This window comes from Nocardia sp. NPDC004123, from assembly GCF_053603795.1.
In genome coordinates this window covers 193,523-215,708 of the sequence record NZ_JBSGGG010000006.1, presented here as the reverse complement: position 1 = coordinate 215,708, position 22,186 = coordinate 193,523, and the positions used below count along the sequence as shown (strand labels likewise).

The following is a 22,186-nucleotide window of genomic DNA, read 5'->3' as shown; positions in this document are numbered from 1 at the left end:
CGGTGATCCGCATTCCGGGCGGAGAGGCGTGGCGTGCGCGGGGCCTGCGCGGCGCCGCGGCGACGAGCTGCGCCTGCCCGCCACACTGCGGGAAGTGGTGCGCGGCCGCCTCGCCACCGTGCCACCCCGCGCCCGGGAACTGTTGCGGGCGGCCGCCATCCTGGATGACGCCTTCCCCGTCGCGATCGCCGCGCGGCTGATCGGCCGCCCGGCGCTGGAATGCCTCCCCGCGCTGGACGCCGCCGTCGCCTCCGGCCTGCTCGTGCTCGAATCACCGGGCGGGACAGTGCGATTCACGCACGCCCTGGTGCGCGCGGCCCTGCACGACGGGCTGCCCCTGCAGCAGCGGGTGCTGCTGCACGCGCGCGCCGCCCGCGCCATCGAGGAGCTGTATCCCGACGCCCTCGACCAGCACGCCGCCGCCCTGGCCCGCCACTACGCCGAATCCGCGCTGGCCGGCGACCGCGCGCCCGCCCTGCGGTGGGCCCGCCGCGCGGGCGACAATGCCCTGCGCGACCTGGCTTTCGAGGAAGCCGCCCGGCTGTACACCGTCGCCCTCGACCACACGACCGGCGGCCCGCCCGCCGATCGCGGCCGCCTCCTGCTGACCCGCGCCACCGCCCACTTCCGTGCCGGGAACCTCGAGCCCGCCCGCGCCGACTGCCTGGCCGCCGGTGAACTGGCCCGCCGCACCGGCGACGGGCACCTACTCGCCGAGCGCGCCCTGATCCTGGAGCCGGTGGGAAACCATCTGTGGGACAGAGAAATTCACGAGTGGTGTCTCGAGGCGCTGACGGCGGAAGCCTCACTCGGAGACGGCTACCAGGCGGACGAGACCACGGCCGAGCGGGGCGGCAGCGATCCGGCACTGGCCGGTGGTGCGGGGAGTCTGTTCGGCGCTGTGGATTTCGACGCGCGATCCGTGGCGGACTGCCCTTCCGGACGGTTGCCGGAATCGCTGCGGGCTCGGCTGCTCGCCCGCGCGACCGAGGCCGCGTCGTATCTGGGCCGGTGGGACGAGATCGGCGAGACCAGCTCGCGGGCACTGGCATTGGCCGATCGCTGCCTGTACCGGGCCGGAGGATCTGGCCGAACGGGTGCGGCTGGCGACGCGGATGATCGACCTCGGAGTGCGGTCGCGGCGGCCCGGCACCGAGCTGTGGGGCCGGCTCTGCTTCGGCCCGGTGCCGCTCTGGCTCGGTAAATTCGCCGCCGCACTGGGTGATTCGGCAGCCGCGGAACACGAGCTGCGGACCGCGCTGGAGATCTGCCGGGGCATCGGCGCCCAGGGTTTCGTGGTCGAGGCGAGCACTGATCTGGCCGCGGTGCTGCTGGCGCGCGGGGCGACCGAGGAGGCGCTGGCACTGGCGAAAGCCGCACTGCCGCAGGCCGAGTCGATCGGCATGCCGCCGTGGACGGACCGTCTGCGGAGCCTGGCCGCCGAGGCGTCCGCGCGGGCGGTGCTGTCCCCACGTGAGCGGGAGGTGGCCCAGCTGGTCGCCGCGGGGCTGAGCAATCGCGAGATCGCCACCGCCCTGGTGCTGTCCGAGCGCACCGCGCAGAACCATGTGCAGCACATCCTCACCAAACTCGGCTTCACCAATCGCGCGCAGATCGTGGCCTGGGTGACTCACGCCGACCGTGGCCCGGGCGCACAGGCTGGACCGCGGCCTCGATGAACAGGGCTCGGAGGCGCCGGAATTCACCCTGTCGTAGTGCGACCGTCGACCGCGTCTGACACAGTCGACAGGTATGAACGGTCGGCGGCGTGTTCTGGGACTGTGCGCAGCGGTACTGAGTCTGGGCCTGGTGGCGGGCTGCGGCGGTGCGGACAACCCGGCCCCCGCCACCTCGACCGCGGTGCCGCTGGTGTCGACCGGCGACCTGCCCAAGGCGCAACCGGGTGAAGTACACCTGTTCGGGATCAACGACCTGCACGGGAATCTGCAACCGCCGGACGGCTCCAACGGCAAAGTGGGGACGTACACCGCCGGGGGCGCGGCGTACCTGGCCGCGCACCTGGCGCGGCTGAAGGCGGCCTACCCGGACAGCGCCATTCTGTCGGCCGGCGACAATATCGGGGCCAGCCCGCTCGTTTCCTCGCTGTTCCACGACGAGCCGACCATCGACTTCCTGAACTCGGTGGGTGTCGCGGCCTCGGCGGTCGGCAATCACGAATTCGACCACGGCGTCGCCGAATTGCGCCGACTCCAGCAGGGCGGATGCGCCGCCGACGGCTGCACGCCGGGCGAGCCGTTCACCGGGGCGAAGTTCCCGTACCTGGCCGCCAATGTCACCGACGGCAACGGCCAGCTGCCGCCCGGGCTGAAGGCGTGGACCATGCTCGAACTGGGCGGCCACAAGATCGGCGTCATCGGCGTCGTCACCACCGACACCGAGCACATCGTCACGCCCGAGGGCATTCGCGGCTACCGCTTCGGCGACGAGGCCGACGCCATCGGCAAGTACGTGCCCGAGATGAAATCCGCAGGTGCGGAAACCGTGGTGGCGCTGCTGCACGACGGCGGCGCCCAGCAAACCCACGGCGGCCCGGTCGATTACAACGGCTGCGCCGGCATCTCACCCGACGTCCAGGCACTCGCCCACCGCACCGATGCCGCGGTGTCGGTGCTGCTCACCGCGCACAGCCACCAGGCCTACAACTGCACACTGGACGGCAAGGTGGTCACCCAGGCCGCCTCCTTCGGCCGCCTCGTCACCGACGTCACCCTGCGCTTCCACGACGGCAAGGTCGAGGCGAAGGCCGTCAACCGGGTCGTCACCCGTGATGTCACGCCCGCGCCCGCCGCCGCCCAGCTGGTGGATTACTTTGCCGGACAAGCGAAACCGCTGGCCGATCGGGTGATCGGCCAGGCCACCGCGCCGGTGCCCGCCGAGCCCGCTCCGGCCGGGGATTCCCCGCTCGGCGATGTCATCGCCGACGCCATGCTCGACGCCATGACCACCGTGCAGGCCGTGGCGGCCTTCATGAATCCGGGCGGGGTGCGTGCGGGGCTGACCGGCGGCAACATCACCTATGAGCAGGCATACACCGTGCAGCCCTTCGGCAATCAGGTGGTGGCGGTGGCGCTGACCGGACAGCAGATCCTGAATCTGCTGGAGCAGCAATGGGACAATGTCAGCAAGCCCGGCGTGCTGTCGGTCGCGGGCATCACCTACACCTACTCCGGCAGCGCGCCCAAGGGACACAAGGTGGTCGACGGCAGCGTCCGGGTGGCCGGACAGCCGCTGAATCCCGTGGCGGTCTACCGGGTTTCGACCAACAACTTCCTGGCCGCCGGGGGCGACGGCTTCACCGTGTTCCAGCAGAGCCGCGAAACCCTGGTCGGCCCCATCGATCTCGACGCCCTGGAGACCTACCTGCGCGGCCGCGGGGCGGTCACCCCGCCCGCGAGCCGCATCGAGAAGCACTAGCGCCGGAACTCCTCGACCGGGAGCCTTGGAGTGCTACTGGCCCATCACGTATTTCACCGTCGGCCCGGCGGTCCAGCCGCCGTCCACCGCGAGTTCCGCGCCGGTGACGTAGGAAGACGCGTCCGAGAGCAGGAAGACGATGGCCGAGGCGATCTCATCGGCCTCGCCGACCCGGCCCATCGGGGTATTGGGATAGCCGCCCTCACCCTGCTGGATGCCGACCTGTGCGGTCATCGGGGTGTAGGTCATGCCCGGGTGCACGGAGTTCACTCGAATCCGGTCGATGCCGTTCTCGATGGCGGCCACCTTGGTCATGCCGCGCACCGCCCACTTGGAGGCGCCGTAGCTGCCGGTCAGGGCCAGGCCCATGAGCCCGGCGGCGGAGGAGATATTGACGATCGAGCCACCGCCCGCCTGCTTGAGCGCGGGCATGAAGGTCCGCATGCCCAGGAAGACGCCGACCAGATTGATGTCGATGACCTTGCGGAAGTGCTCTACCGATTCATCGGCCAGCAGCTCCCCGGTCGAGATGCCGGCATTGTTCACCAGGCCGTGCACGCTGCCGCCGAAGGCGTCGCAGGCCGCGGCCAGCGCGGTGGTCCAGTCGAGCTCGGAGGTGACGTCGAGGTGCTGATAGGCGGCCCGCGAGCCCAATTCGGCCGCGAGCGCCTTGCCCTCCTCGTCGAGCACGTCGGCGATCACGACATTCGCCCCGGCCCCGACCGCCTGCCGGGCGGCCGCGGCGCCGATGCCCCGCGCCGCGCCGGTGATGAGAATCGTCTTGCCGCTCAGATCGTGCATGGGAGGCTCCTTCCAGAGGAACCGGCGCACAGGCGTGGTGACCCGTTCGCCGGCCACACAGTTGGTTCGCTGAATAGTGTCCGATGCGTTCCGAATCGGCTCGGCGGCACACCCGAATCCATATAGTTGATATATCAACTAATTCAACCCGGGTGTCGGTGCGGGTATTCCCGTAGGGTGCGGGCGTGAACCGCGCGCCCCTCGGCACCGTCGACGAACTCATGACCCTGCTGGCCGGCTGCGCCGACGCCTGGGACATGCCCGACCGCAGCGGCGATCCGGTCGACATCCTCGACCACGACCGGCAGTGCGCCGAGCTCCTGCGCCGGGACTTTCCCGGCGATGAGGAACTTCAGGTGGCCGGGCTGGTGCACGACATCGGGCACGTGCTGGTGCCCGGTGACGACGCGGGACACGGAGTCCACGGCGGCGACGCGGTCCGGGCCCTGCTCGGCGCACGGGTCGCGCGGCTGGTCGAACTGCACGTGGTGGCCAAGCGGTATCTGGCGGCCACGGATTCGGTACACGCCGAGGCGCTTTCGCTGTCGAGCCGGCGCACCCTGATCGCGCAGGGCGGTCCCATGGCGCCCGGGGAGATCACGGCCTTCGAGCGCGATCCCGATTTCGCCGCGGCCGTAACGCTGCGGCGCGCCGACGACGCGGGCAAGGTGGTCGGCCTGACCGTCCATCCCCTCGAGACCTGGCGGCCGGTGGTCGAGCGGGTGGCCGCCGCCCGCTGACCGCGGGTCGCCGGGCCCGGCCGGGCGGCCTGCATAGACTCGCTCTGTGCCGTTGTCCCCGCGCGTCCCCGATCTGGCCGCCCTCGATCTGCTGTTGTCGGTGATCGAGCTGGGCAGTCTCGGCCGGGCGGCCAAGGCGCACGGCATCAGTCAGCCCTCCGCCAGCTCGCGCATCCGCTACCTCGAGCAGCTGGTGGGCGTGCCGGTGCTGGAGCGGACGACGCTCGGCTCGCGGCCGACGGCGGCGGGCTCGCTCATCGCCGAATGGGCGCGCACTGTCGTGGATGCGGCCGCCCGGCTGGACGCCGGGATCGACAGCCTGCGCGCGCAGCGGGATTCGCGGCTGCGGGTGGCGGCCAGCCAGACCATCGCGGAGTACCTGTTCCCGAAGTGGCTGGTGGGCCTGCGCGCCCGGATGCCGGACACCTCCATCGCCCTGGAATCGGGCAATTCGGCAGAGGTTGCCAAGGCGGTGCTCGAGGGCCGGGCCGGAATCGGGTTCGTGGAGAGCCCCCGCCTGCCGACCGAACTGGAAAGCCATGTGGTGGGCCGGGATCGGCTGGTCGTGGTGGTCGCGCCCGGTCACCCCTGGGCCCGCCGGGCCGAGATCGACGCGGCCGAACTGGCGCGCAGCCCGCTCATCTATCGCGAACCCGGATCGGGCACCCGGAACTCCTTCGAGCGTGCCATGACCGCCGGAATGCCGGGCTGGGAGCCGAATGTCGCGCTGGAGCTGTCCTCGACCACTGCGATCAAGACCGCCGTCGCCGACGGCATCGCGCCGGCCGTGCTGAGTTCCCTGGCGGTGGCCACCGAACTGGCCGAGGGGATCCTGATGTCGCCCACGGTGACCGGTCTGGATCTGGAAAGACAGCTGCGTGCGGTATGGCCGATCGGACAGAAGCCGACCGGTCCGGCGCGCGATTTGTATGCCATTGCGCGCCGCCCACTCTGAATCGCCCGCGGGAGTCTTCGGGGGAGTTGCGCGCCATTCCGGGGGGTTTTGTCCGAAGTGTTGACAGAGTGACGCCCATCACCATAGTGTTCCGGCGCAGGCCCACCGAATTTCCGAAGGGCCGTCGCTGCCTGCACATTTCTCTCGCCATTACAATGTCTTCGCTGAATTCGCAGCCCGAAGACACAAGTGCGCCAACGCCTCCCCGTGGGCGTTATCAAAGGGTTATGGTCACGGCATGGTGCGAACCGCCGCCGCTACCGCAGACCCGGATGAGCCACACATTCCGGCCACTGCTTCGCGGCCAAAGCTAGAGGTTGTTCCCGAATCGCCTGACCCCGAAGCGTCACAGCCCCACTCCTTCGGCGCACACGTCCTGAGCCCGGCCGATATCGCGCGACTCCCGTCCTCGGCCCGGCACCGCATCGCAGCCTTCATCCACCTGCAGGTGGCAACCCTGGAGGAGTGGCCAGAGCCGGTTCTGCCCCCCATTCCCGATCTCGACGATCTCTGACGGTCGTGCACCCCGGGTATTCCCCGAACCGGATTCGTCCAAACCTGTGTGGTGCCTTCCGATTTCATCCCGCACACTGCTGAGCCTCATCGAAAACGTGAGCTTCATCGAAAACGGCCGCAGCCCAAGCGCATCGGTGACGATGTCCAGGAACTGCGGCCGCGCCGTGGTTGATCAGCCGCCGATGGACTGGAAGATCTTGACGCCCACCAGGATCACCGCGAGCAGCAGGTAGCCGCGCAGGGCGACCATGCCCACCGTGCGCGCCGTGGAGAACGCCGGTCGCGCCAGGGTGTCGAGCGCAGGGGTGCGCCAGGTGTCGCGGTCCGCCTCCAGAATGGCCTTGCGTTCGGCCTTGGTGAGGCGAGTGGAGTCCAGCTCCTCCACCTGATCCGGATCCAGTCCGCCGAGCTCGGCCGCGGTCCGCTCGGCCCGGCGACGCCGGCCGCGCTGCCAGGCGATGAGCATGCCCGCCCCGCCCAGGACGCCGACCAGCGCGCCCGCGCCGAAGCCGATTTCGAGGGTCGTGGTGGTCAGGTCCGGGAAGAAGGTGGCCGCGGTCAGCGCGAGCGACAGCAGCACCAGCGACCAGACGATGACCCCGGCGACAATGTTCTGCCTGACCGTGTTCACCCACGGGCCGAGCACGGCCTTGTCATTGCAGAGCAGGACCAGGAACACCGTCGCCGAGGGCAGCAGCACCCCGGCCAGCGCCTGCACCCCCTGGGTCAGCAGGCCCAGCACGTGATCGGGGCTGAACGACACCGCGGCGGCGACGCCGAGCAGCGCCGCGTATCCGAGATAGAAGGCCGGCGCCTCGGAGACCTTCCAGTGCAGCGAGTGCCGCCGGCCCAGGGTGTCGCCGAGGGCGTAGGTGGTGGCCAGGCCGACGGCATTGGCGCCGATGAGCGAGGCGTCCAGCAGCAGGATGGCGAAGAGCGCGCCGGCGGTGGTGCCCACGTGGTCGTGCAGCGCGTGGGCGACGGCCCCGGCATCGGTGAAGCTGCCGGCCGCGGCCGTGCCCGCGAGGCCGAAGGTGGTCGCCGCCATGATGGCGACCGCGCCGACCATGACCACGACGATGCCGACCCACAGGTCGATGCGCTCGTAGCGGATCCAGCGGGGAGTGATGCGCTTGTCGACGATATTGGACTGCTGGAAGAACAGCTGCCACGGCGCGACCGTGGTGCCCACGATGGACACGATGAGCAGTAGCAGCGTCGAGTTCAGCCCGCCCGGGAAGGACGGCAGGAATCCGTGCGCGACCTGGGATGCCTTGGGGTGCACCAGGAATGCCAGCGGGAACATGACGATGTTCAGCGCGATCAGCCCGAACAGGAACCGCTCCCAGCGCCGGAACGAACCGCCGGCCACCATGGCGAACAGCGCGACCGCGGCCAGCGGCACGGCGACGCCCTTGGGCAGCCCGAAGTAGTTGAGCGCCATGGAGACACCGATGAACTCGGTGACGATGGTGAGCGCGTTCACGATGAACAGGTCGCCGACGCTGAACGCGCCCCAGAACTTGCCGAAGCGGTCGAAGATCAAGCGCGCGTGGCCGACTCCGGCGACCGCGCCGAGACGGACCACCATCTCCTGGTTCACGTAGAGCACCGGGATCAGCAGCACCAGGGTCCAGACCAGCGCCATGCCGTAGTTCTGTCCGGCCTGCGCGTAGGTGGCCACGCCACCGGCATCGTTGTCGCCGACCATGACGATCAGGCCGGGCCCGATGATGGCCAGCAGCATGCGGAAACGCTGGCGGCGGGAACGGCCTTCGAGGGTGTCGTGCCGGCCGATGGAGCCGAGCGCGCCGACGATATCGCCGACATGCGCGCTGTCCATGACGGCGCCGGTGGGGTGGACGTCGGCGGCGGGCCGGCCGGCTGCGGCGGGCACGGCGACGGTGGAGGTGCGGCGGCTGGAGCCGTTCGCGAAGAAGGCCATGGCCTGTCCCTCGCTTTCGATCATCAGGTGTGCGGGCGTGCGGAATACGCCCGGCCGCCGAGCGAGTTCGGGCACGGATCGACCGGCCCGGGGCACGCGCGGGCTACCGACCGGCGGTGGAACGCCGGGCACGCCTGTGCGGGAAACGGGTCAGCCGGTGACCGGAATGCGGCAAGCCGGGGACGTCTGAAGAGTGAAATCCGTACTCGGATACGGACTATCGCCGGAACTCATTGTTCGTCCCTCACCTCCTTGCCGCCGGGACGTACGTGGACGTCACTACATCGGGTGTCGCATCGCGCACAGCAGGAGGGATCTGGGCTTCGCGCGAGGGCGCGGACCCTGCACCCCTCTCGTCAGAGCTTCGGCACTGCACGACGTATCCGGGGGCTCGCGACCCGGGAAGCCACTTCGGATCACCCCTTAATCCGGGGTGATCTGTCCTAACCCTGGGCGTCTCTCGACGTCGTCGGATCAGTGGCCTGTGTTCGTACAGGAGCCTCGCCTAGCGAGGTGCTGACTGGGCAATGGTGAGCCCGGTCGTTCCGCTTGTCAAATCCGGGCCGGTCGGTTCCTCATAATCCCTTGTGCCCCACCCGATCCGGCCAGGGCAACTCCGTGGCAAACCTTCCTGGCCACCCGGTCCGTTATCGCATCCGGCGGTGGCGACGATCAACCGGTAAACCTGCCGAACCGGGGAGTCGACATGCAATTTCCGATCCGTGTCCTGACCGCGGCCGCCGCCCTGATCGCCGTGTCCACGCTGGGCCCGGCGATCGCCCAGGCGGCACCGCCCGACTTCGTGCAGTTCCGCACGCCGTCGGGAAACATCGGCTGCCTCGTCTCCGCGACCACCGCGGCCTGCGAGATCTCCCAGCACGACTACGCCACCCCGCCCCGGCCGGAGAACTGCCACCTCCAGTACGGCGACCGCTTGGTCCTGGAGAGCACCGGCGTCGTCGACTTCCACTGCCACGGCGACCGTCTGGTCGAATCCACCGCGGCGGTCCTCGACTACGGCACGAACGTCACCGTCGGCGGCCTCACCTGCCTGAGCACCACCGACTACGTCGAATGCGCCGGGGCGGGCCACGGCTTCCGCCTCTCCCGCCAGGCCTACACCATCGACTGACGGGCCCTACGGCTTTCGATAGTCGGTGAGCAGGGCCAATTCGGCGCGGCTGGGCGTGGCCGCGCGGACCGGGAGGCGGGTCCGCCGATGGTGCAGGGCCTGCCAGATGCGGTCCCGGGTGAGCGGCAGGTCCGTGAAGCGGATGCCGGTGGCGTCGCGGAGGGCATTGGCCAGGGCGGGGGCCACCGGGCTGAAGGGGCTCTCGCTCATGGACTTCGCGCCCAGCGGGCCGATCTCGTCCGAGGTACGCATGAAGGTGACCTCGGTGCGGGGCACATCGGCGAAGGCGGGCAGACGGTAGCGGCGGAAGGCCACGGTGGCGACCGCGCCGTGCTCGTCGAGGCGGACATTCTCGAACAGGGTCGCGCCGAGCGCCTGGGCGACACCGCCTTCCACCTGGCCGCGGCACTGCATCGGGTTGATCACCCGGCCGGCGTCGGCGGCGTGCACGCTGCGCAGGATGCGCAGTTCGCCGGTATCGGGGTCGACCGCCACCTGGAACAGCTGCGCATTGAAGGCGACCGAGCGGGGCGTGCCGCCCCAATGACCGTCTGCGGCAAGGGATTCCCCGGACTCGGCCGACAACGTGTGCAGCGCCTGCAGGGAGATGTCGCGATTGCCGCAGCGCACCGAGTCCGCGCCGAGCTCGCAGTCCTCGGCGGCAACGCCGAGATGTGTTGCGGCGGTGGCACACAACGCGGCGGCGAGCTTGCGCGCCGCGTCCAGCACCGCCTTGCCCGCCACCACGGTGCCGGTGGACCCGAACGCGCCCGTGTCGTGGCGGACCACATCGGTATCGGACTGGCGGATGGCGATGCGGTCGGGGACGGTGGCCAACTCCTGCGCCGCGATCTGCCGGTGCACGGTCGTGGTGCCGTTGCCGAATTCCGCGGTGCCCACCGCCAGGTCGTAGCAACCATTGGGCAGCAATGTGATCCGGGCGTCGGCGTAGTGGCCGCCGGGTGGTCCGGTAGCGATCATGGACAGGGCGGTGCCGCTGCCGGTCAGCCAGCCCGGCGGGGCCGGTGGGAACGGTTCGGTCAGGGCCCGGCGGATGATGCCGAAGCACTGGTCCAGGCCGTAGCTGGCGATGTGCAGATCCTCCTCGTGGCCGCCGGGGGTCACCATGGGCTCGCCGGGGCCGATCATATTGCGCTCGCGGAACACCAGCGGGTCGAGGTGGACCCGGCGGGCCAGCTCGTCCATCACCGACTCCATGGCGAACACCACCTGCCCGAGCCCGTAGCCCCGGAAGGCCCCGGCCGGAACGGTATTGGTGTAGACCGAATATCCGTCGACCTTCTTGTTCGGGCAGCGGTACACCGCCATCGACTCACCGACGGCATGGAACAGCACTGCCGGACCGTGGTTTCCGTACGCGCCGGTATTGGAGACCACCCGCGCCTGCAGGGCCGACAACCGGCCGTCCGCGCGGGCGCCCGCCTTGATGTGCACCGTGAACGGATGCCGGGTGGTCGCACCGTAGAACTGTTCCGCGCGTGTGTATTCCAGCTTCACCGGCCGCCGCAATCGCAGGGCCGCCAGCACCACGATGTCCTCGACCAGCATCTCCTGCTTGCCGCCGAAACCGCCGCCGACCCGGCCCGCCACCACCCGGACCCGGTCGAGCGGCAGATCGTAGAGCGCGCACAGGGCGCGGCGGGTCAGGAACGGCGTCTGGGTGCTGGAGCGGACGGTGAGGCGGCCGTCGTCGTCGAACCACGCCACCGCACCGTGCGTCTCCAGGCTGGCGTGCTGGACGCGCTGGGTCCGGAAGGTCTGTTCGTAGACCACCGCCGCCGCGGCGAAGCCGGCTGCGACATCACCGATCTCGCCGTGCACCTCGCCGACCACATTGCTCTCGGGCCGGGCGATACGGGCCGTCGCGGCGTCCTTGTCGTGCACGATCGGCGCACCCGGGCGCATGGCCGCCTCGGGATCGAGCACCGACGGCAGCACCCGATAGTCGACGCGGATGCGACGGCAGCCCTCCTCCGCGGCGGCCTCGCTGTCGGCGACGACCGCCGCCACCCGCTGGCCGACATAGCGGACCACATTGTCGAGCACCCGGGTGTCGTCCGGATCCTCCTCGGGATGCTCGTGGCGGGCGCTCGAATAGTGGCGGTCGGGCGCGTCGCGATGCGTGAGGACCGCCGCGACGCCCGGCACCGAAAGTGCCTCGGACACATCGATATCCATGATCCGGGCATGCGCGTGCGGCGACCGCAGCAGCTTCATGTGCAGCAGCCCGGGCACCTCGATGTCGAAGGTGTAGCGCGCGGTCCCGGTGACCACCTGCGGGCCCGCGGGCGCGCCGAGATTGCTGCCCACGGCCGCGCCCGCCGCCGCATCCTCGATGTGGCGGACACCGCGCACGGCGTCCTCGATCGCGCGGTATCCGGTGCAGCGGCACAGGTTGCCCTTGAGCGCGCGCGGCAGATCGGCGCGCTGCTCGTCGTCGAGGGCGGCGGTCGTCATGAGGAAGCCCGCTGTGCAGAAACCACATTGGAAGCCCTGGGCAGCCAGAAAGCGCTGCTGCACCGGATGCAGCTCGCCGTCACGGGCCAGTCCCTCCACCGTGGTGACCGCCCGGCCCTCGGCGCGGAACGCCGGGTAGAGGCAGCTGTGCACCGGCGCGCCGTCGACGTGCACCGTGCACGCGCCGCAGTCGCCCGCGTCGCAGCCCTTCTTCACCCCGAACCAGCCCTGCTCGCGCAGATAGGTGCGCAGGCATTGACCCGGGCGCGGCTGCGCGTCGAAAGTCTCACCGTTGACCTGGATTTCGAAACTCATGCCAGTTCCTCGCGAATTTCCTCCGCCAGGCGGAAAGTCATGTGCCTGCGCCACTCCGGCAGCCCGTGAATGTCGTCGAACCAGGCGTCGCCGGGCACGGTGCGCTCGATGGCCGCGGCCAGCCCGTTGCGGGTGGGCGGCTGCGGGAAGTAGACCCGGAACGGGCGCGTGGTCGACGCCGTGATGGTCAGGCGCAGCGCGCCGGGCCAGCGCCGCGGCGGGCAGGGTCACCGAACGCAGTAGCTCGCCCGGCCGCAGCGCATTGGCTCCGGCGCCGGTCACGAAGTCCGCGACCGGCAGTCGCCGCTCGGCGCCGGTGCCCGAGCGCAGCAGGCACACGCCGTCCAGGGCCGCGGTGAGGGAGATGAGCGGACCGGCCGGGAGCGAATTGCACAGGTTCCCGCCGACGGTTGCCATGTTCCAGATCTTGAACGAGGCGAGGAAGGCATGGCAGCACTCGCGGAACAGGGGACGGTCGGTGCCCCGGAAGAGCTGGGCGACCGTGCAGGTCGCGGCGATCTCCAGCCCGCCGTCCGGCAGGCGGCGCAGGGGAGTCCAGCCGGTCCGGCTCAGGTCGACCAGGCGGCGCAGCTGCGGCTGCGGCTCCGAGAACAGGTAGGTGCCACCGCCGAGCCACGCATCCCCCACCTGCCAATTCCGGTGGTGGCGGGCATCGCACACCTCGAGCACCGTGTTCAAGTCCATGCCGTCCGATTCAAATCCGCGGGCCGGGACCTGCCATCGGCCGCGGCATACGGAAAATCCGGTAGCGTCGCGCGAGTTCTCGGTTGATCGACCAGGACCGTGCGGATTGCGAACGCCTCTACGATGCGAGATCGGCAGTCGGGGCGGACATGCGTTAGGAGCAGCTCATGCGGGTGGATGACCTGCTTAGGTTGGAAGCGCTGGGTCTGCAGCTGGTGTGCGGCGAGCCCGCGCTGCTGCGGCGGGAGGTCAGCGGTGTCACCGCCACCGATCTGCAGGACCCGACCTCCTACCTGGAATCGGATGAGGTCGTGCTCAGCGGGCTGGTGTGGTGGACCGCGCGCGGCGGCCGCGGCAAGGCCGACCGGTTCGTGGCGGCCCTGCGGGCGGCCGGGGCGGCCGCACTGGTCGCCGGGACCGCGCGGCACGGCGGCGTGCCCGGCGATATCGTGGCGGCCTGCCGGGAGCAGGGCCTACCGCTGCTGGCCGTGCCCGCCGACATCACCTTCCGGACCATCACCGACGCCATCTATCTGCGCCGCTGGAGCGATCTCAGTGCGTCCGAACAGCATTCGCTGTCCGACCGGGCCGAGCTGGACCGGCTCGTTCGCGAGGGGGCCGCGCCCGCGGCACTGCTGGACGCGATCGCCGTACAGCTCGGTGGGCTGCCCTGCGCACTGGTCACCGCGACCGGGCGGGTACTGGCCGCATCGGACGGGGCCCGGGTGGCGACCGCCGCGACCGTGCGGCGCGAACTGCGCGGGGCGCCGGAGTCGAATCATCCTGTCGGGGAATCGGATTCCGCCTACGACCGGTGGTATCTGCACCTACCGGCCGGATCGCACGCCCCGCCGCGACTGGTGCACGAGATCGCCGATGTGCTGGGCCGGTACCGCGAACGGGCGCTGGCGGAGCGGGACGAACGCGACCGTGCCGCAACGGAGTTCGTGCTCCGGATGAGCGCGCCGCAGGCGGGTTCCGTTGTGAAGGAGGTGGATTCGCTCGGCGCTGCCGAGCCCGGCCCGTACCGGATGCTGTGCGCGACCGTCGCGCACCGCGATCCCATGGCCGCCGCCGACGCCCTGCGCGAGCTGGTTGGCCGGCTGAGCGACGCGCCGACCCCGATCGCGACCGACGGCGACCAGGCGCTCGCCCTCGTCCCCGACCGTCCCGATCTGATCCACCGCCTGCGCGCGGCCCACCCCACGGTCACCGCCTGCGACCCGAATGCGACTCTCGCCGTGGGTATCTCGACCGCAGCCGGGCTCGCCGACGTCCCCGATGCCCGCATCCGCGCCACCCATGCCCGCCGCGCCGCGCACACCCTGCGCTCAGGCGTCACCGCCGCCGAGGATCTGGCCACCCTGCACGAACTCCTGGCCGGTGTTCCCGAGCCGATCCGCGACGCCTATCGCACCCGCGTTCTGGGTCCCCTGCTCGAAGCGGACGACTCGCACGCGGCCCTGCGCGCCACCCTGATCGCATTCCTAGACCACAACGGCTCCTGGACCCGCACCGCCGAAGCCCTGTATCTGCACGTCAATACGGTCCACTATCGGATCGAACGGATCGAACGCCTGACCGGGCGCGACCTGTCCCGCCTCGACGATCGCATCGATCTGCGGGCCGCCCTGATGGCGGCCGGTGCATGATCGGTCGGTGTCCGAACTCAACAAGCACAATGTCGTCTACTTCGAAAATGCCACCATGCGAGGGCTCTACGCCGCTCTCGACGAGTGGCAGCGGGCCAACAATCACCGGTTCCTGTCGCTCGGCATCCAGCAGGATGACGGGCTCTTCTGCTGCATTGCCCTGACCAATCCCGCCGAGGTGGTCATCACGAGCGCCGACGGCCACAATCACGCCGCCGTCAACCGATTCGGCCTGCTTTCCGTCACCTCCGACTAGCCGATCTTTTTCGGTTCAGTAATTCAGTAGTTCAGTTCCGGGTCGTGGCCGGGTGACCGGTCACGACTCGATTCCACGCCGCTTCTGCCATGAACTGACCTGCCGTGGACGCCATTCCCCGCGGACCAGAGGGTTGTGCCCCTGCCGCCCGGCACGCTGCTCCCGCTTGAATTCGCGGAAATATTCGAAGCGGATCATCAGCAAACCCGAGACGATGAGCACCGCGGTCGCGATCGCGCCCAGTATCGCCCAGCCCTGGTAGCCGGACGCGGCGGCAGTGAGTGTCATGCCGAGGCATGCGATGCCGAGCAGGCACAGCACCAGAGCTGGGCCTTCGCCCGGATCCTCGATGGCGTCACCGGGATGCGGATGCCAGTGCTCTCCGTTCTGCTTGACCGCCGTCACCCTGACCATGTCCCTACCTCCCTCGAACCGAGAAGACTCCTTACCTCTAGTCCAGAATGCACCCGGTGTTGCGGCTACGTGCGAGTAATGTCCTGAAATTTCGGAGAGAATGCCCGATTCTCAGGCGTCATTTCGGGAATCATCCCAGCAATTGGCCCTCCGTCGGGAGGTGGATACGCGGGAAAGGCTGTTCGGATTCGAGGAGATACGCCAGTTCGATAAGGGTCCGTTCGTCGCTGTGCGCACCGGAGAGCTGCACGCCGACCGGCAGTCCCGCGCTGGTGCAGCCCATGGGCAGCGATATGGCGGGGGTTCCGGCGATATTGTTCAGCGGTGTATAGCCCACGTAACCGGTGAGCCGCTCGATCAATTCGGGGAACGGAACCGTCGGCGAGACGAATCCGAGCTCCGGTGTGGTGTGCGAGAGGACCGGCGAGACGACCACTTCGTGCCGCGCGAACATCCGGGCGTAGGCGGCCGGCACCCGGCGTAGTCGCCGCAGCGCACCCGGGGTGCGGTGCAAGGTGCGGCGGTGATGGTCGCGCAGGCCGCGGGTGAGGCCGTCGGCCTTGGCGGCGTCGAAGGATCGGTTCAGGATGATCTTCCCGGTGCTGACCGCGAGATCGGCGAGCAATGCCCAGTACTGCACGAAGTCGGCGGCGAACTGCGCAGTGACCGGTAGCGTGATCGGTTCCACGAGGTGACCGGCCCGCTCCAGCAGGCGCGCGGTGTGCTCGACCGCCGCCCGGGTGGGCACGTCGACCTCGGCGCCGGTCACACTGTGCATGATCAGCCCCACCCGCAGCCGGCGCCGGGCCGGGCCGTGTACCGCCCCGACCGGTGCGAGCCTCGGATTGCGCCACACATCCTCGGCGGCGGCCACGAACGCCGCGGTATCGCGGACCGTGCGGGTGACCACGCCCTCGGAAATCATGTGAACGGGAAGGTGTTTCACCTGTTCACCGTCCACGTGCCGGCCGCGGCTCGGCTTGAGCCCGACCAGTCCGCCGCACGCGGCCGGAATGCGAATGGATCCGCCGCCATCGTTCGCGTGCGCGATCGGGACGACGCCCGCGGCGACGAGCGCGGCCGACCCGCCGGACGACGCGCCGATCGAATGGGCCAGGCTCCACGGGTTCCGCGCGGCCGGCTCGGTCATGTACTCGGTGGAGGCGTTGAAGCCGAACTCCGGCAGGCGCGACTTGCCGATCAGCGTCAGTCCGGTGCCGAGGAACTGGCGGGTGTAGGCCCCGTCCTTCGCGGCGGGCCGGGCCCGGAAGGCTTCGCTGCCATGGTTCGTCGGCAGGCCCGCGACATCGGTGTTGTCCTTCACGAATGTCGGGACTCCGTACAGCGCGCTGCCGGGCCGGGTGGCGTAGCGCGGGGAGTCGTAGAGCGGGCAGGCGACCGCGTGCAGCTCGGGGTCGACCGCGCGGGCCCGGTCGATGGCGGCGGCGGCGAGCTCCCGCGGGCTCACCTCGCCGGCGCGGACCAGGTCGGCGAGGGCAACCGCGTCGTGTTCGCCGAGGGCATCGTCGCGAAAGGCGTGGAGGGGCGTCATGCCGAGCAAGCCTAGAAGAACTTACAGACTTTGCCCAGGTAAATCTGTAAGGAATTACAGAGAGCGACTAGGGTGGGTGGCGTGACCGAACGCCGCCATCGCCCGAGCGCCCTGGCTCGGCGAGCAGCCCTGCTCAAAGCCGCAGTCGAGGTGGCGGCCGAGGTCGGCGTGGCCGGGGTGACCCATCGCGCGGTCACCGAGAAGGCCGGGCTGCCGCTGACCACCGTCGGCTACTTCTTCGACTCGATCGACGCGCTGACCGAGGAGGCGCTGCGCGTCTACACCGAAGAGGACGCCGATACCCAGATCGCGATCGCGGAGTCGCTCGCCGAGGCGCACGGTTCACCCGACGAGATCGCGGCCGCCTTCACCGCGGCCGCTACGCCGCGCACACCGGAAACCCTCGCGCTGTTCGAGGCCTACCTGCACGCGGCGCGCCGGCCGGAATCCCGTGACGCGGTCACCCGTGCACTGTCCGCCGCGCGCCGGGCCGCCGCCGCGGGCGCGCGGGCGGCCGGGGCCCCGGATCCGGATGCCATGGCGCCCGCCTTCACCGCGCTGGCGCACGGGCTCGCGCTGCACGAGCTGGCCTCGCCGGGTGCGCTGCCGCCCGACACCGTGCACGCGGCCTTCCGTGCGATGTTCCTTGGATTCCTGCTCGACAGCGGGCATATCGAGCCGGCCCTGCAACTCAGGCGGCAGCCGGCGCCGCAGGAGTAGCGCCGTGACCGACCCCGCCGTGCGGCACCGGGACCAGGTGGACGCCCGGCTGGACCTGCCGATCATTCCGCCCGCCGTGCTGACCGGGGTCGCCGAGATCGGGCGGCGTGACGGCTGTGACGTCGAATCCTGGTTCGCGGGAACAGGTTTGGATCCGGACGGCCTGGTCGCGGTGGACTCGGTGAAGGTGTCGTTCCAGGAAGCCGTGGTTGTCCTGCGCCGCGCGGTGGAGGCGCTGCCCGGCCGGCCGCTCGGCATGCGGGTGGGCATGCGCGACAGCCTGCTGTCGATGGGGATGCTGGGGGTGGCCATGCGCTCGTGCGCCACCGTCGGCGAGGCGCTCTCGGTCGGGATCGATCTGCATCAGGCCTCGGGGACCCTGATGGATGTGGAGGTCGAGCGCTCCGGCCAGGAGGTCGCGCTGCGGCTGCACGAGCGCCGGCCCGAACCCCGGCTGCTCGCCTTCCTGTGCGAGGAAGTGCTGTGCAGCGTGCTGATTCTGATGCGCTCGGTGCTCGGCCCGGGCTGGTCGCCGACCCGGGTGGAACTCGGCTATCCGCCCCCGCCGTACGCCGCCGAGTACCACCGCTTCCTGCGCTGCCCGGTGGACTTCTCCGCCGGAGCCAACCGCGCGGTCATTCCGGTTGCCGCACTGGAGCTTCCGTTGCCCACCCACAGTGCGCCGACCCGGACCATCGCCATCGAGGCCTGCCGGCGGCTGCTGGATGTCGGCCGTCCGGCCCCGGACATCGTGGTGGCAGTCGAGGCGGTGCTCGAGCGTGACCTCCGCCATCCGGCGACCATGGCCGAGGTCGCCGCCCACCTGCATGTCACCGAGCGCACCCTGCGCCGCCGGCTCGCCGCCGCCGGTGCGAGTTTCAGCACGGTCCGGGACCGGGTCCGGGAGCGGCGCGCGATCTTCCTGCTCCGCCGATCCGGTCTGTCCATCGGTGCGGTCGCCCGTGAAGTCGGCTACAGCGATATCCGGGAATTCCGACGCGCGTACATCCGCTGGACCGGGCATCCGCCGAGTTCCGTACGGCGAGAACCGGAGTGAGCCCGGTGCCGTGCCGGGCGCTCAGGCCCGCACCTGCCGGACATCGCGGGCGGACCCGATCGCGTCGAACATGCCCGGGGTGAGGGTCTGCCAGCCCAGGCGCTTGCGCAGCGCGCCCAGGTAGCGGTGATACGCGCGGGCGTCGACGTAGGCGCGGTGGCGTGCGGTGGGCAGGAAGTTGATGCCGCCGTTGAGCTTCGGATGCTCGGTGGCGATCAAGCGGTCGAACGCCGCCGCCCGCGCCGGGGCATGGTCCTGATCGTGCAGGTACTGCGCCAGCACATTGCTGATGTGATCGAACAGGGTGTAGGCGCTCGAATTGACCTCGAGATAGCCCAGTCCGAACAGATTTCGATGCTGCCGGTTGAACGCGGACAGATACAGATCCGGTCGTCCTTCGCTCCAGGTGAAGTGCCGCTCGGCATAGGGGATCGCCCAGTCGTAGCCCGTGGCGTAGAGAACCAGGTCGACCGCTTCGCTGCTGCCGTCGGCGAACCGGACCCGGGTGCCGTCCAGGCTCGCGATATCCGGCCGGATCGCCACATCGCCGTGCTGGAGGTGGTGGACGAGCTGACTGTTGAGCAGCGGATGCGATTCGAACAGTTTGTGATCCGGCTCGGGCAGACCGTATTTGGTGAGATCGCCCTGAACGAGCCGGAGTAACGCGCGGAAGAACGGCCGCTCCAGCCAGAGCGGCAGCTGCGGCCCGGTATCGGCGAGCTCATCGCTCGGGATCCCGAGGACATGTTTGGGAATCACGTGATAGCCGCGCCGGACGCTGACGAACGCGGCGGCCGCATTGGCCGCGGCATCGCAGGCGATATCGGCCCCCGAGTTGCCCAGCCCGACGATGAGCACCCGCTTGCCGCGGAACTCCAGCGGGCTCCGGTACTCCGACGAGTGCCGGATCTCGCCGGCGAATTCGCCCGGATGCCGGGGCCGGCGGGGCGCCCAGGTGACGCCGGTGGCGCAGATGACGGCCCGGTAGCGATGTTGCGCGCCGTCCGCGAGGGTCACCAGCCAGTCGCCGCCGTCCTGCTCGACATCGATGACCTCGGTGTTGAACCGGACGGTCTCGCGCAACCCGTAGGCATCCGCGAAAGCCCGTGTGTAGTCGAGGATCTGCCGATTACCCGGGTAGTCCGGATAGGTATCGGGCATCGGGAAGTCGAAGAATCCCGAGGTCTTCCGCGACGAAATGAAGTGCGCGGATTCGTACATCGGTGAACCCGGATTGTCGAGATCCCAGATACCGCCCACATCGGAATGCCGTTCGAACTGGTCATAGGCGATGCTCAGGCGCTTCAGGGCCCGCGCCGCGGACAGCCCGGCCGGACCGGCGCCGACGATGCACACTCGCCGCTGTGCCCGTTGAGTTCCCTTGTCTGCCATGGACTCTCCATTCGCGTGCCGAAGAATGAGAGGATTCAACCCGCCGGAGCCGCGCATCCAGGAGGGCCGATCCGGCCAGAAGAGTGGGGAAACCGGACAACCGGTGACCGGATCGGCACACTGGACGGCCCGCTGGTCGCGGCGCCGTTAGCGTGCCCGCATGGTCATCTCCTCCCGTGGGCGTGGCAGGCAAAGCCGTCCCATGCAATTCAAGGTCGCAGTGGCTGTGGTTGCCCTGATCGGTGTGCAGAGTGCCGCGGCCACCGCGTCCGCCGACGCACCGGCCGACCTGCCTTCCGACGCGACGTCCCTGCTGGCGGCCGCGCAGGGCGGGCGACTGCTCGGTGTACCGCCGCTGCCGTCGCTGGCCGCGGGCGCGGCGGCCAAACTGTCGAGCCCGGAGTACTGGTGGAACTATGTGCACGAGGCGGTGGACAACAACACGATCCTGCTCCCCGTGCCGGCCGACGTCGTCAAACCGGATGTCGTGCTGCCCCATGCGCACATCGCCGCCGGAACCGCTGTCTCAGTGCTGCCCGCCGCACCGATCGACCTGCGCGGGGTCACGTATCAGTGGGCCGGACGGACCAAGACGGTCGGTGACTTCCTGAACGACACCGAAACGGACGCAATCGAATTCGTGCATCGAGGGGCGCTCGTCGCCGGCTACTTCGCCAATGGCTGGTCCCCCGAGGACGCGCACCAGGCGTGGTCGATGACCAAATCCTTCGTCTCGACCCTGGTCGGCATTGCGGTCGATCAGCAGCGGATCCGCTCGATAGACGACCCCATCGAAACGTACGTGCCCGAACTGAGCGGCACCGCGTGGCAGGGCGTCACGATCGAGAACCTGCTCACCATGCGATCCGGCGTCCAGTGGGACGAGCACACCACCGACCTCGCGCAGAACACCCAGGTCGCCGAGTGGATAGACCTGGCGATGGACTATTACACGAACGGGCAGCAGGGCAAGACCCGCAACGAATTCCTGAAATCACTGTCCGGGGTCGAACCCCAGGGCGTCCACTTCAATTACAACAGCGCGAACACCCAGGTGCTCGCCTGGCTGCTGGAGAAGGTCTACGACCAGCCGTTCAATGAGATTCTCGCCCAGCAGCTGTGGCAGCCCGCCGGGATGGAAGCGTCCGCGGACATCATGACCGACCGCACCGGGGCGGCCGTCGCCTCGGAGGAACTGTTCGCCCGGCCAAGGGATTTCGCGCGTTTCGGGGAACTCATGCGGAACGGGGGCAGCACTCCCGACGGCCGCCGGATCGTATCGGGGGAGTGGGTCACCGCCGCCACCACCACTCTGCTGCCCGCCACGGACGCCGGTGACACCGAACCGGGCGGCTACGGCTACCAGTGGTGGAGTGGGGCGACCCCGGACGGTTTCCAGGCCAATGGTTTCCAAGGGCAGTACATCACTGTCAGCCCCGCGGGCTGCCTGACGGGCGTGCGCCTCGCGCATACCGTGCAGTTCACTGTCGACGGGGATTTCGCCGGCCAGGGCAACACGGAATGGCACACCCTCTACCGGGCGGTACTTCAACAGCTCGGCGGCTGTCGCTGATCACTCGTGGCGATCGGGCGCTGTCGATCTTTTTCCGCGGCCGTGTCGATCTGCCGGGGAAGTCGTTCGACCTTGGTGTGAGAGGGTCGGACAGCGACCCGCGACAAGGAGGACAATCCCGTGAAGTACATGCTGATCTGGCGCGCGAGCGACGAGGGCAATGCGGCCATGGCCGAGGCCGACTTCGAGAAGGTGCTCGAATCCGTCGGACGCTTCAACGACGAGCTGATCCGGGCCGGGGTCCTGCTGGCCGCCGAGGGTCTCGACAGTGCGGAAGAGGGCGTGGTGGTGGACTTCTCGTCGGAGCCGCCGCTGGTCACCGACGGACCCTACGGCGAGACCAAGGAGCTGTTCGGCGGCTTCTACATCCTGAACGTGGCCTCCAAGGAGGAGGCCGTCGAATGGGCCAGGCGGGCGCCGTCGTTCGGTCCCGGATTCAAGACCGAGATCCGGCGCGTCACCACCATCGACGAATTCCCGCAGGACAACGAGTGGATCCAGAAGGAACGCGCCTGGCGCGAGGCCACCGGGCAGCTGTGAGCCGCTGA

At 69.6% G+C, this 22,186-nt stretch carries 18 protein-coding genes, 2 pseudogenes and 1 riboswitch; of the genes and pseudogenes, 13 read left to right on the top strand and 7 right to left on the bottom strand.

Going from position 1 to position 22,186, the window contains the following annotated elements; all coding sequences use genetic code 11:
* The first annotated feature begins 28 nt into the window (after positions 1-28).
* The 3 genes from ACWEQQ_RS10900 (at position 29) to ACWEQQ_RS10890 (ending at position 3,435) form a co-directional block, all read left to right on the top strand.
* The gene (locus ACWEQQ_RS10900; protein WP_452348062.1) at positions 29-1,204 is read left to right on the top strand and encodes a hypothetical protein; all 1,176 of its coding nucleotides are present in this window, start codon (positions 29-31) and stop codon (positions 1,202-1,204) included.
* Positions 1,185-1,679, top strand: coding sequence for a response regulator transcription factor (locus ACWEQQ_RS10895; RefSeq protein ID WP_452348061.1), 495 nt, complete (start codon positions 1,185-1,187; stop codon positions 1,677-1,679). Before ACWEQQ_RS10900 ends, ACWEQQ_RS10895 begins: the two co-directional genes overlap by 20 nt.
* Positions 1,680-1,752: 73 nt before the next feature.
* Positions 1,753-3,435 (top strand): bifunctional metallophosphatase/5'-nucleotidase, encoded by a 1,683-nt coding sequence (locus ACWEQQ_RS10890; RefSeq protein ID WP_452348060.1) that lies wholly within the window; start codon positions 1,753-1,755, stop codon positions 3,433-3,435.
* Between the two features lie 33 nt (positions 3,436-3,468).
* On the opposite strand, the gene ACWEQQ_RS10885 is transcribed toward ACWEQQ_RS10890, so the two are convergent.
* Positions 3,469-4,236 carry a glucose 1-dehydrogenase gene (locus ACWEQQ_RS10885; protein ID WP_452348059.1) on the bottom strand — a complete coding sequence of 256 codons (768 nt, stop codon included), beginning with the start codon at positions 4,234-4,236 and terminating at the stop codon, positions 3,469-3,471.
* A 185-nt stretch (positions 4,237-4,421) separates the two neighbouring features.
* Here ACWEQQ_RS10885 and ACWEQQ_RS10880 point away from each other — a divergent pair, with 185 nt between their 5' ends.
* The 3 genes from ACWEQQ_RS10880 to ACWEQQ_RS10870 all read left to right on the top strand — a co-directional run bounded on the left by ACWEQQ_RS10880 (position 4,422) and on the right by ACWEQQ_RS10870 (position 6,445).
* Entirely contained in the window at positions 4,422-4,976 is a 555-nt protein-coding gene (locus ACWEQQ_RS10880; protein ID WP_452348058.1) for an HD domain-containing protein, read from the top strand.
* A 46-nt stretch (positions 4,977-5,022) separates the two neighbouring features.
* A complete protein-coding gene (locus ACWEQQ_RS10875; RefSeq protein WP_452348057.1) occupies positions 5,023-5,931 on the top strand; it encodes a LysR family transcriptional regulator in 909 nt (302 codons plus the stop codon).
* A 238-nt stretch (positions 5,932-6,169) separates the two neighbouring features.
* Positions 6,170-6,445 (top strand): hypothetical protein, encoded by a 276-nt coding sequence (locus tag ACWEQQ_RS10870; protein ID WP_452348056.1) that lies wholly within the window; start codon positions 6,170-6,172, stop codon positions 6,443-6,445.
* Positions 6,446-6,619: 174 nt separating this feature from the next.
* On the opposite strand, the gene ACWEQQ_RS10865 is transcribed toward ACWEQQ_RS10870, so the two are convergent.
* A complete protein-coding gene (locus ACWEQQ_RS10865; protein ID WP_452348134.1) occupies positions 6,620-8,392 on the bottom strand; it encodes an NRAMP family divalent metal transporter in 1,773 nt (590 codons plus the stop codon).
* 341 nt (positions 8,393-8,733) lie between these two features.
* Positions 8,734-8,912, bottom strand: a riboswitch (M-box (ykoK) riboswitch).
* Between the two features lie 186 nt (positions 8,913-9,098).
* On the opposite strand from ACWEQQ_RS10865, the gene ACWEQQ_RS10860 reads away from it, so the two are divergent.
* Positions 9,099-9,524 (top strand): DUF6636 domain-containing protein, encoded by a 426-nt coding sequence (locus tag ACWEQQ_RS10860; RefSeq protein ID WP_452341846.1) that lies wholly within the window; start codon positions 9,099-9,101, stop codon positions 9,522-9,524.
* Positions 9,525-9,617: 93 nt separating this feature from the next.
* On the opposite strand, the pseudogene ACWEQQ_RS10855 reads toward ACWEQQ_RS10860, so the two are convergent.
* Together ACWEQQ_RS10855 and ACWEQQ_RS10850 are read right to left on the bottom strand one after the other, a co-directional pair.
* A pseudogene (locus ACWEQQ_RS10855) lies at positions 9,618-12,317 on the bottom strand (molybdopterin-dependent oxidoreductase); the annotation flags it as partial.
* Positions 12,318-12,593: 276 nt separating this feature from the next.
* Positions 12,594-13,022: pseudogene (locus ACWEQQ_RS10850) on the bottom strand (FAD binding domain-containing protein); the annotation flags it as partial.
* 167 nt (positions 13,023-13,189) lie between these two features.
* On the opposite strand from ACWEQQ_RS10850, the gene ACWEQQ_RS10845 reads away from it, so the two are divergent.
* The gene (locus tag ACWEQQ_RS10845) at positions 13,190-14,674 is read left to right on the top strand and encodes a helix-turn-helix domain-containing protein (protein ID WP_452348055.1); all 1,485 of its coding nucleotides are present in this window, start codon (positions 13,190-13,192) and stop codon (positions 14,672-14,674) included.
* Positions 14,675-14,681: 7 nt separating this feature from the next.
* Positions 14,682-14,930, top strand: coding sequence for a hypothetical protein (locus ACWEQQ_RS10840; protein WP_452341850.1), 249 nt, complete (start codon positions 14,682-14,684; stop codon positions 14,928-14,930).
* A 60-nt stretch (positions 14,931-14,990) separates the two neighbouring features.
* Here the strand turns inward: ACWEQQ_RS10840 and ACWEQQ_RS10835 are convergent, their stop codons facing one another.
* Both ACWEQQ_RS10835 and ACWEQQ_RS10830 read right to left on the bottom strand, forming a co-directional pair.
* On the bottom strand, positions 14,991-15,344 hold the full coding sequence (locus ACWEQQ_RS10835) for a hypothetical protein (protein WP_452348054.1): 354 nt from the start codon (positions 15,342-15,344) through the stop codon (positions 14,991-14,993).
* Positions 15,345-15,474: 130 nt separating this feature from the next.
* The gene (locus ACWEQQ_RS10830; protein ID WP_452348053.1) at positions 15,475-16,896 is read right to left on the bottom strand and encodes an amidase; all 1,422 of its coding nucleotides are present in this window, start codon (positions 16,894-16,896) and stop codon (positions 15,475-15,477) included.
* A gap of 81 nt (positions 16,897-16,977) precedes the next feature.
* Between ACWEQQ_RS10830 and ACWEQQ_RS10825 the strand changes: the two genes are divergently transcribed.
* Positions 16,978-17,616, top strand: coding sequence for a TetR/AcrR family transcriptional regulator (locus ACWEQQ_RS10825; RefSeq protein ID WP_452348052.1), 639 nt, complete (start codon positions 16,978-16,980; stop codon positions 17,614-17,616).
* Between the two features lie 4 nt (positions 17,617-17,620).
* On the top strand, positions 17,621-18,673 hold the full coding sequence (locus ACWEQQ_RS10820) for an AraC family transcriptional regulator (protein ID WP_452348051.1): 1,053 nt from the start codon (positions 17,621-17,623) through the stop codon (positions 18,671-18,673).
* Between the two features lie 21 nt (positions 18,674-18,694).
* On the opposite strand, the gene ACWEQQ_RS10815 is transcribed toward ACWEQQ_RS10820, so the two are convergent.
* Positions 18,695-20,065: a flavin-containing monooxygenase gene (locus ACWEQQ_RS10815; protein WP_452348050.1), complete on the bottom strand. Its 1,371-nt coding sequence runs from the start codon at positions 20,063-20,065 to the stop codon at positions 18,695-18,697.
* Between the two features lie 220 nt (positions 20,066-20,285).
* Here ACWEQQ_RS10815 and ACWEQQ_RS10810 point away from each other — a divergent pair, with 220 nt between their 5' ends.
* On the top strand, positions 20,286-21,638 hold the full coding sequence (locus tag ACWEQQ_RS10810; RefSeq protein ID WP_452348049.1) for a serine hydrolase domain-containing protein: 1,353 nt from the start codon (positions 20,286-20,288) through the stop codon (positions 21,636-21,638).
* A 120-nt stretch (positions 21,639-21,758) separates the two neighbouring features.
* A complete protein-coding gene (locus ACWEQQ_RS10805; protein ID WP_357011886.1) occupies positions 21,759-22,178 on the top strand; it encodes a YciI family protein in 420 nt (139 codons plus the stop codon).
* Positions 22,179-22,186: the final 8 nt, after the last annotated feature.

What these genes read in the sequence shown, in the direction of transcription:
- ACWEQQ_RS10815 (WP_452348050.1), bottom strand. Translation starts at nt 20,065, where the DNA reads ATGGCAGACAAGGGAACTCAACGGGCACAGCGGCGAGTGTGCATCGTC.
- ACWEQQ_RS10835 (WP_452348054.1), bottom strand. Translation starts at nt 15,344, where the DNA reads ATGGTCAGGGTGACGGCGGTCAAGCAGAACGGAGAGCACTGGCATCCG.
- ACWEQQ_RS10885 (WP_452348059.1), bottom strand. Translation starts at nt 4,236, where the DNA reads ATGCACGATCTGAGCGGCAAGACGATTCTCATCACCGGCGCGGCGCGG.
- ACWEQQ_RS10890 (WP_452348060.1), top strand. Translation starts at nt 1,753, where the DNA reads ATGAACGGTCGGCGGCGTGTTCTGGGACTGTGCGCAGCGGTACTGAGT.
- ACWEQQ_RS10865 (WP_452348134.1), bottom strand. Translation starts at nt 8,392, where the DNA reads ATGGCCTTCTTCGCGAACGGCTCCAGCCGCCGCACCTCCACCGTCGCC.
- ACWEQQ_RS10860 (WP_452341846.1), top strand. Translation starts at nt 9,099, where the DNA reads ATGCAATTTCCGATCCGTGTCCTGACCGCGGCCGCCGCCCTGATCGCC.
- ACWEQQ_RS10845 (WP_452348055.1), top strand. Translation starts at nt 13,190, where the DNA reads ATGCGGGTGGATGACCTGCTTAGGTTGGAAGCGCTGGGTCTGCAGCTG.
- ACWEQQ_RS10870 (WP_452348056.1), top strand. Translation starts at nt 6,170, where the DNA reads ATGGTGCGAACCGCCGCCGCTACCGCAGACCCGGATGAGCCACACATT.
- ACWEQQ_RS10830 (WP_452348053.1), bottom strand. Translation starts at nt 16,896, where the DNA reads ATGACGCCCCTCCACGCCTTTCGCGACGATGCCCTCGGCGAACACGAC.